The sequence below is a fragment of the Qipengyuania citrea genome (assembly GCF_009828015.1).
Lineage (GTDB): Bacteria > Pseudomonadota > Alphaproteobacteria > Sphingomonadales > Sphingomonadaceae > Qipengyuania > Qipengyuania citrea.
In genome coordinates this window covers 276,678-290,704 of sequence record NZ_WTYG01000004.1, presented here as the reverse complement: position 1 = coordinate 290,704, position 14,027 = coordinate 276,678, and the positions used below count along the sequence as shown (strand labels likewise).

Annotated in this window: 11 protein-coding genes; 1 reads left to right on the top strand and 10 read right to left on the bottom strand. The window is 64.2% G+C overall.

The genetic code is table 11. The features are described from left to right. Nucleotides 1–4: 4 nt before the first annotated feature. The 7 genes from GRI55_RS13365 to uxaC form a co-directional block, all read right to left on the bottom strand. Nucleotides 5–616 (bottom strand): hypothetical protein, encoded by a 612-nt coding sequence (locus GRI55_RS13365; RefSeq protein WP_160767504.1) that lies wholly within the window; start codon nt 614–616, stop codon nt 5–7. Nucleotides 617–620: 4 nt separating this feature from the next. Further along, nucleotides 621–1,139 carry a hypothetical protein gene (locus tag GRI55_RS13360; protein WP_160767503.1) on the bottom strand — a complete coding sequence of 173 codons (519 nt, stop codon included), beginning with the start codon at nt 1,137–1,139 and terminating at the stop codon, nt 621–623. Between the two features lie 17 nt (nt 1,140–1,156). Continuing rightward, a complete protein-coding gene (locus GRI55_RS13355) occupies nt 1,157–3,958 on the bottom strand; it encodes a UPF0182 family protein (RefSeq protein ID WP_160767502.1) in 2,802 nt (933 codons plus the stop codon). Continuing rightward, on the bottom strand, nt 3,955–5,298 hold the full coding sequence (locus GRI55_RS13350; protein WP_160767501.1) for a DUF2254 domain-containing protein: 1,344 nt from the start codon (nt 5,296–5,298) through the stop codon (nt 3,955–3,957). The genes GRI55_RS13355 and GRI55_RS13350 overlap by 4 nt, the downstream gene beginning before the upstream one ends. Continuing rightward, a complete protein-coding gene (locus tag GRI55_RS13345) occupies nt 5,295–6,485 on the bottom strand; it encodes a two pore domain potassium channel family protein (protein WP_160767500.1) in 1,191 nt (396 codons plus the stop codon). Before GRI55_RS13345 ends, GRI55_RS13350 begins: the two co-directional genes overlap by 4 nt. A gap of 340 nt (nt 6,486–6,825) precedes the next feature. Then, a complete protein-coding gene (locus GRI55_RS13340; RefSeq protein WP_160767499.1) occupies nt 6,826–8,196 on the bottom strand; it encodes a mannitol dehydrogenase family protein in 1,371 nt (456 codons plus the stop codon). Continuing rightward, complete coding sequence (gene uxaC, locus GRI55_RS13335) at nt 8,193–9,593, bottom strand: glucuronate isomerase (RefSeq protein ID WP_160767498.1); 1,401 nt, start codon at nt 9,591–9,593, stop codon at nt 8,193–8,195. Before uxaC ends, GRI55_RS13340 begins: the two co-directional genes overlap by 4 nt. A gap of 106 nt (nt 9,594–9,699) precedes the next feature. Between uxaC and GRI55_RS13330 the strand changes: the two genes are divergently transcribed. Beyond that, on the top strand, nt 9,700–11,220 hold the full coding sequence (locus GRI55_RS13330) for a UxaA family hydrolase (RefSeq protein ID WP_237452540.1): 1,521 nt from the start codon (nt 9,700–9,702) through the stop codon (nt 11,218–11,220). Here the strand turns inward: GRI55_RS13330 and GRI55_RS13325 are convergent, their stop codons facing one another. Genes GRI55_RS13325 through GRI55_RS13315 form a run of 3 tightly spaced genes read right to left on the bottom strand, consistent with a single transcriptional unit; the run spans nt 11,221 to nt 14,008 of the window. Beyond that, nucleotides 11,221–12,504, bottom strand: coding sequence for a TRAP transporter large permease (locus GRI55_RS13325; protein WP_050599173.1), 1,284 nt, complete (start codon nt 12,502–12,504; stop codon nt 11,221–11,223). Further along, nucleotides 12,504–12,995, bottom strand: coding sequence for a TRAP transporter small permease (locus tag GRI55_RS13320; RefSeq protein WP_237452539.1), 492 nt, complete (start codon nt 12,993–12,995; stop codon nt 12,504–12,506). Before GRI55_RS13320 ends, GRI55_RS13325 begins: the two co-directional genes overlap by 1 nt. A gap of 2 nt (nt 12,996–12,997) precedes the next feature. Next, nucleotides 12,998–14,008 carry a TRAP transporter substrate-binding protein gene (locus tag GRI55_RS13315; RefSeq protein WP_160767496.1) on the bottom strand — a complete coding sequence of 337 codons (1,011 nt, stop codon included), beginning with the start codon at nt 14,006–14,008 and terminating at the stop codon, nt 12,998–13,000. Between the last annotated feature and the right edge of the window lie 19 nt (nt 14,009–14,027).

The window sequence follows — 14,027 nt, the reverse complement described above, 5'->3', positions numbered from 1 at the left end:
GGCCCTAATCCTTGCCGGATCGGTCGGCTGAGGCCGTGTCGTCGTGCTGTGACCCAGTGCCCGGTGCCTTGTCGCTCATCCCCGGATCCTCGTTCTCGCCGCCGTCATCGGCGAACAGATGAGCGTTGAATGGCTGGTCGACCTGCCGCTCCCAGAATTCGAGGCAGAAGGTTTCGAAGCGTCGGCCCAGCTCGAGATGCGCGCGCTCGTCCTCCCAGCCCTGCTTGCGGCCGAACAGCTCGTCGACGCGGTCGAATTTCGCGAGCCGCTCGGTGCATTTGGCCGCCTGTTCGCGCGCCAGGGCGACCACATCCGCCGGGCCGACAATGCCTGCGAAATACAGCCGCAGCAGGCCCGGCTCGTTCATCGGCTCGCGCATCCAGTTGCGCAGCACGGCTTCGCCCGCCGGGGTTACGATAAACGAGTGGCGCTGCCGCCCGATGCTGCGTTCCTCTTCCTCGTAAAGCAGCCCGGCCGCCGCGAGCCGCGCCATTTCGCTGTAGAAGGGGTCGCGCTCGCGATCGGCATAGGCGTTCCGGTCGTGCCGCCTGACGGTGACCACCAGATAGGCAAGCAGGACGAGGATGCAGGCGATGATCAGGATGATGAGCAGCATGGGGTTACTCCGCTTCGCTCTGGTCGCGGCGCTCGGCCGAATGCTCGTTCGCGACATCGTTCCAGAAGGTCAGGCAGGCACGTTCGAAGCGTATGCCCAGCCGGCTGGCGGCGAGCGCGTAGCGCCACTCGGGCCGGTTCACGAGCAACTGCTCCAGGCGTTCGTATTCGGCCTTGCGGGCGGCATGGATGGGGCGCCGGCTGCGTGCCACCTCGAGCGGGTCGTGCCGTTCGACGATCCCGGCGTAATTGCGCATCAGGAAGCCGGGATCGTTGGTCGGCTCGCGCAGCCACGCTCGCAGCCCGGCCTCCCCCGCCGGGGTTACCGTATAGGTGTGCGACTCTTTGCCTTCGTAGTCCTTCTGCGAATACAGCAGGCCGCAATCGACCAGTTCGTCGGGCTCGGCGTAAAACGGCTGGCGATCCTGATCGAAATAGTTGTTGCTGTCGTGGCGCCGCAGGGCGGCGACGATCAGGCTGGCCAGGATGACCACGATGACCAGGATGAGGATGATCGTAAGCATGGCTGGGCCTTTCTCGCCTAGTTGCTGCGCGTCGGTTGGGGGGAAGCGGGTGTTTCGGTATCCGCAGTTGCCTGATCGGGCGCGGCGCCTTCGCCCTCGTCTTCAAACAGGGCGGCGACCGCCCCTTTCAGCGTGGGGCGCATGAGCACCCGGTCACCAAAGACGATGACGACCTGCTTGAGTTCGGGAACGCTGGACAATTGGGCGCCGAGCAGTTCGGACACGCTCGACTTGTCTGCCTGGACGAACAGCGGCTGGACATAGAGCACTGCATTGTCGAGCGGCACGGTCAGCAGCTTGCCACGCGAGACGCGCGAACCGGACTGCATTCGCAGCGTCATCCATGCCGAGATCCGCGGATCCTGATCGATCCGCGCCTGCGCCTGCGAGGGCCCGACAACCGTCGTGTCCGGAGCGAATTCGTAGGAGGTCAGCCGCCCCAGCCGGTCGCCGTCGCTGCCCCCGACCAGATAGCCCGACAGGACGTTGCGGCTTTCGGGACTGAACGGCTGGACGATCGCGAATTCGGCGTCTTCCTCGCCGGGAAAGCGGGTCTTCAGCCAATAGGGCCGCAGGTCGGCATTGCGCTGTTCGTGGCCGAGCCGCGCGCGTTCGCGGCGCAGCGAGATGAAATTGGCGTCCTGCGGGATCTGCCAGGCACCCTCGCGCGCATAATAGGCGTCGGGCGCGCGCATGTGATAATCCGCCCAGATCACCGACTGGATCTGGAACTGGTCCTGCGGATAGCGGAAATGCGCCCTGATCTCCGCGCTGGCTTCTTCGACCGGTGTGAAGGCGTCGGGAAAGGCGCGGCGCCAGGCCTGGAGCAGTTTGTCGTCCGGGTCGGTGACGTACAGCGTCACACTGCCATCATAGGCATCGACGATCGCCTTGACGCTGCCGCGCACGTAGTTCGCGCGCTGCGTGCGCCGTTCCAGCAGCCGGATGAACTCGGCCGGGATGATCCCGGAATCTTCCTGCTTGCCCTGGAAGACCTGCGACAGATCGCCCAGGTTCACCCGCTTGGAATAGGGCATCATGTCGCTGGTCGTGTAACAATCGATGACCCATTTGATCCGTCCGTCGGCGGCGACCGGATAGGGGTCGGAATCCACTTCGAGGAACGGTGCCACGCGCTTGACCCGGTCGCGTACATTGCGGTGGAACAGAATGCGGCTGTCGTCCCCCAGCAGCGTCGTCACCGCCAGCCGCAGGTCCCAGAACCGGGTGGCGAACAGCAGCCGGGGGACAAGCCCGTCGATCGAAACCCCGCGCCCGCCAGCGTAATCGTGCTTGGCGAAGCTGCGCCCTTCCTGCGGCCGGTCGAGTTCGATCGTCTTGGTCCCGACGATCGAGAACTCGGGCGAATTTTCGCCGAAATAGACCTGCGGATAGCGTACGAACAGCGGCCCCATCCCGGCGCTGGGCGCGTCGCCCGAGAGGAATTTCGGCAGGCCTGCCGGAGTCGATTCGACCGCCGATGCCGACACGAGGCCGTAACCATGCGTGTAGATCATCCGTTCGGATTGCCAGCGCCGCGAATGCTCGGGCAGGTTCTCGGTATTGACCTCGCGCGCCGCGATCATGACCGGCTGCAATTCACCGTCGATGCGGTAACGATCGACATCGATGTCGGTGAAATCAAAATAGGCCCGGAACGCCTGCAATTCGCGGAAATTGATCAGCAGCGTTGCAGGGTCCCACAGCCGAAGCGATTCAAGTAGGCGCCGGTCGCCTGCGATCGCCTGCAGATCGCCCGTGTCGGCAATCGACGCGGTGCGGCGTTCGACCTGGTCGAGCGCGAAACCGTAGCGGGTGAATTGGAGATGGTCCTCGATATAGGGCCGCTCGCGTTCGAGCTCCTGCGGTTCGACGATGATCAGCTGGAACAGGTTGGGATAGAACCGCACGATCGAGAGGCCCACGAGGATCAGATACACGATGATCGCGGTCGGGATGATGTAGCCGGGTCGGCGGATGTTGACCTGGAACATCACGAAGCCGGCAACCACTGCCGCGGCGACGAATTTGTAGGCGAGCAGGCTGGCATTGGCATCGGTGAACCCCAGCCCGGTCACCACACCGCGCTCGGAATAGCTGAGCAAGTGCAATTGCAGCAGCATCCCCCACCCCAGCAGCGCCATCAATGCGAAGACGAGCGCCGACAGATGCAGATTGACCTGGAACGGCAGCATCGAGTTGGGGGCCTGCGGCCTTATGCCGCCGAACACATAGCTGGTCAGCGCGGTCAGCAGCAGCACCACCAGCACGCAGACGAAAAGCCAGTGATTGATCGCGACATGCAGCGAGAGCTCGAACATGAAGTAGCTGAGATCGCGCCCGAACTGCGGATCGTTACGCCCCCACTGCTCGCCATTCGCCCACAGGATGTAGTCCTGCCAATGCGGATAGGTCTGCAGCGCGAGCAGCAGGCCGCAGATCAGCGCGATGGTAATCACGATAGGCCGGAAATAGGGTTCGGCCGTGCGCCGCCAGCTGTCCACGCGCCGCTCGTCCGCGGAAATGATCCGGTCGACCCGGGCCAGCTTGTGCGCCAGCAGCATGTTGCCCGCGACCATTGCCGCCATGAACAGGAACGGCACCACCCCCATCCAGATCTTGGTCTTCACGATGGTCAGATAGACATCGAGATAGCCGATATCGTCGAACCACAGGACCTCGGTGTAGAAACGGGCGGAGAAGATGACCGCGAGCAGGAAAGCGGCCAGCCCCACGATCCAGTAGAACAGCGTGCTGGTCACACCGCCGAGGAGGAAGAACGTCGCCACGCGAACCTTGGTGGACGGGCGCAGGGTCATGACAGCTGCGGCGGCTTTCCCGCCAGCGCGACTTCGACCGAATGCGCGGCGCGGAAGATCTTGTCGAGGTCGGCCTGTTCTTCGACGGCGCGTATGGCAGCCCGCTTCACCAGTTCGATCTGCGCGGCGATCCGTTCGCGCTGCTCGGCGCGATGCGCGGCGGCGCGGCCGACATCCTCGAGCATTTCGCACAGGCGCAGCATGACCGCCATGTCGGCCGGGCAGGTGTTCCTGAGCGGGGTGACGACCATGTCGAGATAGTCGCCGAAAGACCGCCGTGGCACTGCGACCCGCACGATCCCATCGTCATCCTTGATCAGCCGGTCGCCCAGCCGGTGCTTGGACAATTGGACGAGCACGATTTCCGCCGAGCGGATCGATGCACGAGCGGTGGTGGGATCGTTGATGGCGCTCGAAACCGCGCGCAGGGCGATATCGACCAGCTGGGTCAGCCCGAAGGCGACATCCGCCTGGACGCTGCGCTCATGCCCGAGTTGCAACGACCGGATCACGCGCTTGCGCAAATCGCCCGTGGGATCGGGCTGCTCCCGGTCGGGATCTCGCGTCCACACCCACGCCAGCGCGGTATCCATCACCGCCTGGTCGCCGAGCAGGTAGGTGTATTCGATAACGAGGTCCTCTTTCTGCGCATAGCGCAGCATGAGCCTGGGATTTATCCGCTGGATGATGCCCGAAGCCGGCGCGAGGACCGGCACCGCATGTGCCGGTATGTCGGGCAGTTGGGGTTTGGGGTCGTCGTCGGTGAGCGCTTCGTAATTGGCGGAAATCGACGCGACGGTGTGCTCTTCGACCTGCCGCAGCACCTGCTCGATCCGGACCGCGTGGACGATGTGGTGAATGAAATAAACGAAGGCGACGACGCTCGCGAGCGCGAAGAGGAACGCCAGCGTCACTGCGAATTGGGGAACGAACCCCTCCTTCTCGTGGATCGAGCGGAGCACCGTGAGGCTGTAGACGAAGGTGAAGATGAACACCGCCATCACGAACTGCGTGGCGCGGTCGCGGATGAATTGCCGCGGGACGCGCGGGGAATATTGCGCTGCCGCGACCTGCAGCGCCACGATCGTCACCGAGAAGGCGATCGTGACCACGGTCAGCGAGGTGGTCGCCACGATCTCGACCAGATTGCGCGCTCCCACCGGGCCGCCCGTGGTCAGCACGCCGCCAAGGCTTGCGGAAGTGGTGAAGTCCAGCCGCGCGACCGATGCCGCCGTGGCGATCGCCCCGAAAATCGCCAGCATGGGCGCGATCCAGAACGCGCGATGGACCCGCATCCGCAGCCGTCCCAGAATGGCCGAATAGTTGATCGGTATTCTCATGGCTGCGCTCGCCGGGCGTGCAGCGCCTGGGGACCTTGCTTGGGCCCGCGGTTGAGCAGGGCTGCCAGATAGGACGATCGCCGCGGGCGCAGGTCTTCGTCATAGCCGAGATCGTGGCTGACCGCCGCGACGAACGCGCGGGTCTGCCGATCGGCAAGGAACCAGTTGCGATAGCGGGTATAAGCATCGCCGGGACGACTGTCCGTGTCGGCGACGTCACCCAGCGCGTGGCATATTTCGCGGTAACGCATGACCGATGGCGCGCCCTGCAGTGTGTCGCTGCGCATCGTGGTTTCGAATTCGGCGCGCGATACCGGCTGCGGTGTCGGCCCCACGGGCATCGGCGCATAGGCTTCGCGCAAATCGCCCACCAGGTCGCTCATTCCCGCGGTCAGCGCGCGCAAGGCCGGGCTGGTGTCGGACCGCGACGGCGATGGCAGGCAGTGGGTGAGCCCGTCAGCGATCCGGCCCAGCGCCTGCAGGGTCTTCTGCAGGCTGCGCCCGCGCTCCTGAGGCCGGTAGAAATAGACGATCGGATACCGGGCCAGGCCCTGGTGCATGCCGATCAGCCCGTCATGCAACCGCTCGAGCCAGCGTTCGAGCCCGTCGATATCCTCGGCGGCATAACGCTCGGCGACGATTTCCAGCGGATCGTCGCGGCCGTCCATTCGGTGGTGCAGATCGGCGACCACCCGGTCGTAATCGAGTATCCGCCGGTGCACGCTGAGGAAGTAGGTGATCGAGAAAGTGAGCAGCACGCTGCCGAGCAGCGCCTCGAGCGCCACTGCGACCGAATAGGCCATGTTCGACGGGCTGATCTCGACGAAACCGATCGTCGAAAGCGTGACCCAGCTGAGCCGGAAAGCAGCAGCGAGGCTCGGCTGCGACCCGCCCCCGGTGATGAAATCGCCAACCGACAGGCCGCCGAAGAAGATCAGCGCGAAGGCGGTCACGATACCGCTGACCCACAGGACGATCATCAACGCGATCATCAGTGGTGCGGCCATGCTCAGCGCGCGCTGGGCGACCGGATAGGGCAGCAGTTTCGCGCAGTGGCGGCCGATCCACCAGAACAAACGGTAGGCGCGCGTCGAAAACAGGCTGCGCCCGTTCGCATCGAGCACGGTGAGCAGCGCATCGAGCACTGTCACTGCCAGTATCAATATGCCGATTACAGAAACGAGCATTGGCGGGCCTTGACCTCCAACGCCCGATTAGGGGGCAAGTTATGTCCGAACCCCTTCCGAACCTGCCTTCGAGATGCGGTAAAACAACAACCTCAAGATATTGATTGAAAAAGTTATGACTTAACCATCGCGATAAACGGCAATATTGTGAAGTATAGACTGGTATTGTTGACGCTATACGGCATCTAAGAGGCAGTTATATCAGTACTAGCTTATTAACTATCGCCTGTACTTGCTCAATATCAGAATACTTATCGCGGTAAACGTGTTTTGGATAATATCTGGTTTGCAGCCGTAAGTATCCGGAAAGGTTTTTTTAAGCCTGAGCGGAATTGAAATCTCAATCTTCCCGTTCGGCTGATAACAGGGTCTGTGCCAGATGCTGGTAGCCGGACCATAGCGCCGTCATGCCGGTTCCTGCCCCCAAGCACCGGTCGACGATACCGCGTGCGCCTCCCGTAATGGCAATCGCATGCAGTTCTTCACCGTGAGGATCATCGACGCAGCGGCCATCGGCAAGGTGACGCACCCAGGCCGCAAAACCTGCAGCGATCGCGTCGCAGGGCAGGCTGCGGCGTGTCAGGACGGCGGCCGTGTCGAGCCAGCGCTGCGGGATCTTCTGCGAACCATCCATGGCGATCTGGTCGAGCCGGTGCATTAACGCGGGGTCGCCAAAGCGCTGCATCAATTGGCCGGCATAGGCCGCCAGATCCTGACCGGGTGCGGCGGGGATCGTCGGGAGCGCTTCATCGCGCATCAGCCGCTCGGCAAGTGCGGCGAGGCGGGGATCGGCGACGGCTTGGTGGACATAGGTATGGCCTGCCTCGAGACCGCAATAGGCCAGCAGTGAATGCGCGCCATTGAGCATGCGCAGCTTGGCGGTCTCGAAGGGGGCCACGTCATTGACCAGTTGCACCCCGTGGCGTTCCCATTGCGGGCGTGGCCCTGCAAAGTCGTCCTCGATCACCCATTGGCTGAAGCCTTCGGTAAACACCGCACCGGCATCGCGCATGCCAAGGTGTCGTTCGAGCGCGGTCAGCGCTTGCGGCGCCGTGCGCGGAACGATGCGATCGACCATCGTCGAGGGAACGCGGCATTCGCGCCGGAACCACTCGACCATGTCGGGCATGTCCGCCGCCAGCCACTGCTCCATCAGCCGCGCCAGCACCTTGCCGTTTTCCGCCAGATTGTCACAGGGCAGGAGCGTGAGGCCGCCCAGTCCGCGCGCGCGGCGCTCGGCCAGTCCTTGCGCCACCAAAGGATAGAAGCTGCTGCGTCCCGCGATGAGGTCGAGCCCGCCGTCAGGGCTGCGCGTATAGCCCTTCTCGCTGACGGTGAAGCTTGCGATATGGCAGGTCGGATCAGCGAGCCGGGTAACTACCGCCCCGGCCTGATCGGGGGCGTAGAGTACTTCGCGAACCGCCCCGATAACGCGCGTTAGCGTAGCCTCGCCCTGGCGTTCGGTTAGCGTATAAAGCCCGTCTTGCGGATTGAGCTGCCGGGCGACGTCGGGCGAGCGGAGCGAAACGCCGCATATGCCCCAGTCGCGGTCCCCCGCCGCCATTGCGCAATCGGTATACCAAGCCTGATGCGCACGGTGGAACGCCCCGATCCCGAAATGGACAATGCCGATCTTCTGCGCGTCGCGGTCGTAAGGGCATGTGCCGACATCGGCAGGCAGGTGGGCCAGCGTATCGGGCCCGAGCCTCACAGGCGGTAGGCCCGCTTCGCCAGCGTATAGGCGAGGTCACGGGCGACCTCGGCGGCCTCCCAGTCCTCGATTCGGTGTTCGGCGACAAGCTGAGCAAGGAAGCCGCAATCGACCCGCCGGGCGACGTCGTGCCGCGCGGGGATCGACAGGAAGGCGCGCGTATCGTCGTTGAAGCCGACCGTGTTGTAGAAGCCGGCGGTCTCGGTGGTCATCTGGCGGAAGCGGCGCATGCCTTCAGGGCTGTCGTGAAACCACCACGCCGGGCCGAGCTTGAGGCACGGATAATGCCCCGCCAGCGGCGCCAGTTCGCGCGCATAGGCGCTTTCATCGAGCGTGAAGAGGATGATCGAAAGTCCCACCTCGTTCCCGAACCGGTCGAGCAGCGGTTTGAGCGCTTGCACATAGTCGGTGCGTGTGGGGATATCCGCCCCCATGTCGCGGCCGAACCCGGCGAACAGCTGGTGGTTATGGTTGCGGAAACTGCCGGGGTGGATCTGCATCACCAGACCATCGTCCACGCTCATCGCCGCCATTTCGGTGAGCATCTGCGCGCGAAACAGTTCGGCATCGGCGGCGGAGGCGCCCCCGTGCTTCACGCGCTCGAACAGGGCCGCCGCGTCGGCATCGGACAGATTGGCAGTTGCCGCGGTGGGGTGGCCGTGATCGGTCGAGGTCGCCCCCATCGCAGCGAAGTATTCGCGCCGCTGGCGGTGCGCGGCGAGATAGCCCGGCCATGACAGCGTATCCTCGCCAGTGAGGTCACCGAATGCGCGCAGATTGTCGGCAAAGCCTTCGAACTCGGGATCGACCACCGGATCGGGGCGATAGGCGGTAATGACCCGGCCGCCCCACCCGCTGCCGCGAATGGCGCGGTGATGGTCGAGCGGGTCGAGCGGGCTTTCCGTCGTGGCGAGGACTTCGATGCCGTAGCGGTCGAACAGCGCGCGCGGGCGAAAATCGTCTTGCTGCAGCTTCTCGGTGATCGTATCAAAATAGAGATCGGCCGTGCCCGCATCGAGCCGCACCTCTATGCCGAAGGCCTCGGCGAAGACCCAGTCGAGCCACATCCGCGAAGGCGTGGCGCGAAACAAATGATAGTTCTCGGCGAAGATGCGCCACGCGGCACGCGGATCGGCCCCGCCTCCCCCGATGCCCAGATCCTCCAGCGCAATGCCCTGCGAATACAGCATACGGAACACGTAATGGTCGGGATGCAGCAGCAATTCGGTCGCATTGCCAAACGGCTCGTCATGAGCGAACCACGCCGGGTCGGTATGCCCATGGGGGCTGATGATCGGCAGATCGGCGACATCGGCATAGAGCTCGCACGCAAGCGCGCGGATGCCGGGCTCCGCCGGGAACAGGCGATCCTCATGCAGCTTCAGGGGCGTGCTCATTCTTCTCTCCCGCGATGAATTATGGTAACCGGTGTCAAGAGCGGTTTCTGCCGCTTACCGGAGAGGAAATCAACCGGTCAGGCAGGGGGATAAGGAGCGACGCGCAATGACCGAGGCCGACAGCGCTTCCACAGGGATGAGGTTGCCCGATGTCTGGCGCTCGCACCTGGCCGATGGCGCCGGCGTCGCACTGCGCGATCACAAGGCCGGCGAATGGATCGAACTGGACGGAATTGTCCTGCGGCTGCCCGAAGCGATCCCGAGAGGCCATAAATTCGCCCTCCGCCCCCACAACGAAGGCGAACCGGTCTTGCGCTATGGCGCCCCGATCGGCCTTGCCAGCCAGCCAATCGCAGCGGGCGAGCATGTCCATTCGCACAATCTCGCCACCGCGCTGGATGGGGAGATGGAGTATGGCACATTTGCGCCGCCTGCGCCGAGCCCGGAAGCCTCCCCACCACTGGGCAATTGGCAGGGATACCGCCGCGCCGACGGGCGCTTTGCCACTCGTAACGAGATCTGGCTGCTGCCCACCGTCGGCTGCGTTGCACCACTGGTGGAATTGGTGGCGCGCGAAGCAAACGCAATCCATCGCGGCAGCGTGGATGCAATCGTGGGGTTCGCTCACCCGCACGGCTGTTCGCAATTGGGCGACGATCTTTCGGGCACGCGCGCATTGCTGGCCGCGCTGTGCGACAACCCCAATGCGGGCGGCGTGGTGCTGGTGGGGCTCGGCTGCGAGAGCAACCAGCTCGATGACCTTGTTGCCAGCGTCCCCGAACGTAGCCGCGCTAAGCTGCGGCTCGTCCGCGCGCAGGACCCGGGCGACGAGCGCGAACGCCTGCTTGCGCAAATTGCCGATCTGGTGGCTGAACTCGCTCCGGTAATGCGCGAAGACGCGCCGGCGAGCGCGCTGACCGTGGGGCTGAAATGCGGCGGGTCGGACGCGCTGTCAGGGCTGACTGCCAATCCCCTGCTCGGTCGCTTCAGCGATCGTCTCGCAGGGTCGGACGGCAGCCTTGTGCTGACCGAAATCCCCGAAATCTTCGGCGCCGAGGAAGCGCTGTTGGCGCGCGCCGTGTCACCGGAGGTTTTCGAGCAGGCAGGCGTGTTGGTGAACCGCTTCAAGCGCTATTTCCTCGACCAGGGCCAACCGGTTTCGAAGAACCCCTCGCCCGGCAATATCGCGGGGGGGATCACCACGCTGGAAGAAAAATCGCTGGGCGCGGTGCAGAAGGGCGGCTGCGCCCCGCTGGTCGATGTGATCGACTATGGCGGCACTGTATCGCGGCCGGGCCTGACGCTGCTCGAAGCGCCGGGCAATGATGCGGTCTCCTCCACCGCGCTGGCCGCGGCGGGGGCGACCTTGGTGCTGTTCACCACCGGAAGGGGCACGCCGCTCGGCTTTCCGGTGCCCACGGTCAAGATTTCGTCCAACACCGCACTTGCGCAAACCAAGCCGGGCTGGATCGATTTCGACGCAGGCTGCGCGCTTGCCGAAGGGGTGGACGCGGTCGATGCCGCCTTTGCGGATTATTTGCTCGCCATTGCCAGCGGCGAGCCCACCGCCGCCGAACGCAGCGACCAGCGCGTCATTTCGATCTGGAAACGCGGGGTAACCCTGTGATCACCCGCCGAATGCCCCCGGGAGCCAGAGCGAGAGCGCAGGCACGAAGGTAATCACTACCAGCGCCGCAATCAGCGTGAGATAGAACGGCCAGATGGTCTTCACCAGCGCGGTCACGGGGATCTTGCCCACTGCCGAGCCGACAAACAGCACCGAGCCGACCGGCGGCGTGACCAGGCCGATGCCCAGATTGAGCATCATGATGATCCCGAAGTGCACCGGATCGACCCCGACATCCATCGCCACCGGCAGGAAGATCGGCGTGGTGATGACGATCAGAGGGGCCATGTCCATGAAAGTGCCCAGCGCCAGCAGCATGAGGTTGATGATCAGCAGGGTCAGGATCGGATTGTCGGTCATCACGCCGATCAGCGCGCCCATCGCGGCGGGCACTTCGAGCAGCGCGAGCGCGAAGCCGAAGGCGGTGGCGGCAGCGATGATGAACAAGACCATCGCAGCGGTGCGCACCGACTTCCCGGCGGCTTCCCACATGCCCTTCCAGCCCAGACTGCGATAGACGAAGGTCCCGATGAGCATGGTGTAGATCACTGCGATGGCCGAGCTTTCGGTAGGCGTGAAAAACCCGCTGAGGATACCGCCCATGATGATCACCGCGGTCATCAGACCGGGGATTGCATAGGCGCTCGCGAGGATGAACTCGCGCCAACCGGGGAAGCGGCCCAGCGGCAGTTTGCCGCGCTTGGCCACCAGCCACGCCACCAGCATCAGCATCAGGCCGGTGAGCACGCCGGGGATGACGCCGGCAAGGAACAGATCGCCGATCGATACGCCGATCCCCGAGGCGGCGGAATAGATGATCATATTGTGCGAAGGCGGGATCAGCAGGCCCACGATCGCCGCGGTTACGGTGACGTTGACCGCATAATCTGCAGGATAGCCTTTCTCCTTCATCAGCGGGACCATGGTCGAGCCGATCGCCGAGGCGCTGGCGATAGCCGAGCCGGACACCGCACCGAACATCATCGAGGCGCCGACATCGACGATCCCCAGCCCGCCGCGCACGCGCCCGATGGCGGCATCGGCCACGCGGACCAGCCGGTCGGCGATCCCCGCGCGGTACATCAGGTCGCCTGCAAAGATGAAGAAGGGGATCGCCATCAGGGTGAAAACGCTGATCCCCGCGGCGACGCGCTGGACCGCGACGATGGGAGGGATATCCATCGCGAGGAAGCAAGCTAGCGCCGCCGCGAGCAGGGAAAAGGCCACCGGTACGCCGATGACGAGCATGGCGAAGAGCACGCCGAACAGGACGAGGAGTTCCATCAGCCGCGCTCCCCTTCACTGGCATCTTCACTGTCATCATCCGCCGGATGACGTCCGGTCAGCAGCTGTGGCAGCGCGAACCATGTCATCAGCAGTCCCGAAACGGGCAGCGGCACATAGGCTACGGCGCGGCTGACGCCGAGCGATGGCACGACATTGCCGCGCACCGCCCAGCACAGCTGCGCGCCGTAAACGAGCAGCACCAGACCGATCACGGCGATGACGAGAGCGACGATCCGCAGCAGCGGCCGCGCGCGGCCGCCCAGTTTTTCCTCGAGCAGCGCGATGCGGATATGGAAGCCTTCATAGACGCCCGCGGCGGCGGCAAACATCACGTACCAGATCATCATGATCAGCGAAGCCTGTTCGGTCCAAGACGGGCTCGAGTTGAGCACGAAGCGCCCGAACACCTGCCAGCCGATGATCGCGGTCATCGCCAGAAGCCCGATCGAACCGAAACCGATCAACCAGCGCGATAGGGTCGCGGCCATAGTCATCCTTCCCTCATATCGCGGATCCGCCGGACGATGTCCTGCTGCGCGGGCGTCGTAATGAATTGATCCCACACCGGCCGCATCAGCGCGGCAAAGGGTTCGGTATCGACCGTGTTCACGGCAACGTCCGACGCGGCGACCGCAGCTTTGGCTTCGTCAACGCGAATGTCCCACAAGCGCCGCATCTCGACCACCGAAGCCTTGGCCGCCTCGCGCACGAGCAGCTGGTCCGCGCGCGACAGCCGTTCCCAGCTCGCCTTGCTCATCACCAGCGCCTCGGGGGTCAGCAGGTGCTGGGTCAGGCTGAGATAATTGGCGACTTCGTAATGGCGCTCCCCAACGAAGGTGGGCCAGTTGTTTTCCGCGCCGTCGATCACGCCCTGGGCAAGCGACTGGTAGATTTCGCCAAAGGGGATCGGCACCGCATTGGCGCCCAGCGCATTGACCATCGCGATATAGAGGTCCGATGCGGGCACGCGGATCTTGAGCCCGCGCAGATCATCCGGCGTGGTGATGGGGCGCCGCACATTGTAGAAGCTGCGCGCACCAGAATCGTAAATGCACAGGCCGATGAGATTGTGCGGTTCGAGCGAGGCCATCACCTCATCGCCCACTTCGCTGTCGACCACGCGCCGCATATGCGCGACCGAATCGAATACGAAGGGCAGACAGAAAGGCAGCGTCATCGGCTCGATCGAGTTGAGCGGCGCGAAGTTCACCCGGTTGAAATCGATACCGCCGAAACTGGTGATCTCCAGCGTATCGGTTTCGCTGCCGAGCTGGCCGCCGGCGAACATCCTGATGCCCAGCCGGCCGCCCGTTTTCTCATCGAGATAGCGGCCCATGAACTCGACCGCGCGTACGGTCGGGTAATCGCCCGGATGCGCATCGGCGCCGGTCAGTAGCCCCGACATCACCGGTTTGCAGCCGGGCAGGATCGCGCCTGCCCCCAGCACCATGCCGCCGGCCAGCACGCTTCGCCGCGACAGCGCCATGCGCCCGTTCGTCATGTTTCTTCCGCTCCCCGTC

Coding starts and splice junctions, on each gene's coding strand:
- GRI55_RS13365 (WP_160767504.1), bottom strand. CDS start 616: ATGCTGCTCATCATCCTGATCATCGCCTGCATCCTCGTCCTGCTTGCC.
- GRI55_RS13360 (WP_160767503.1), bottom strand. CDS start 1,139: ATGCTTACGATCATCCTCATCCTGGTCATCGTGGTCATCCTGGCCAGC.
- GRI55_RS13355 (WP_160767502.1), bottom strand. CDS start 3,958: ATGACCCTGCGCCCGTCCACCAAGGTTCGCGTGGCGACGTTCTTCCTC.
- GRI55_RS13350 (WP_160767501.1), bottom strand. CDS start 5,298: ATGAGAATACCGATCAACTATTCGGCCATTCTGGGACGGCTGCGGATG.
- GRI55_RS13345 (WP_160767500.1), bottom strand. CDS start 6,485: ATGCTCGTTTCTGTAATCGGCATATTGATACTGGCAGTGACAGTGCTC.
- uxaC (WP_160767498.1), bottom strand. CDS start 9,593: ATGAGCACGCCCCTGAAGCTGCATGAGGATCGCCTGTTCCCGGCGGAG.
- GRI55_RS13330 (WP_237452540.1), top strand. CDS start 9,700: ATGACCGAGGCCGACAGCGCTTCCACAGGGATGAGGTTGCCCGATGTC.
- GRI55_RS13325 (WP_050599173.1), bottom strand. CDS start 12,504: ATGGAACTCCTCGTCCTGTTCGGCGTGCTCTTCGCCATGCTCGTCATC.
- GRI55_RS13320 (WP_237452539.1), bottom strand. CDS start 12,995: ATGGCCGCGACCCTATCGCGCTGGTTGATCGGTTTCGGTTCGATCGGG.
- GRI55_RS13315 (WP_160767496.1), bottom strand. CDS start 14,008: ATGACGAACGGGCGCATGGCGCTGTCGCGGCGAAGCGTGCTGGCCGGC.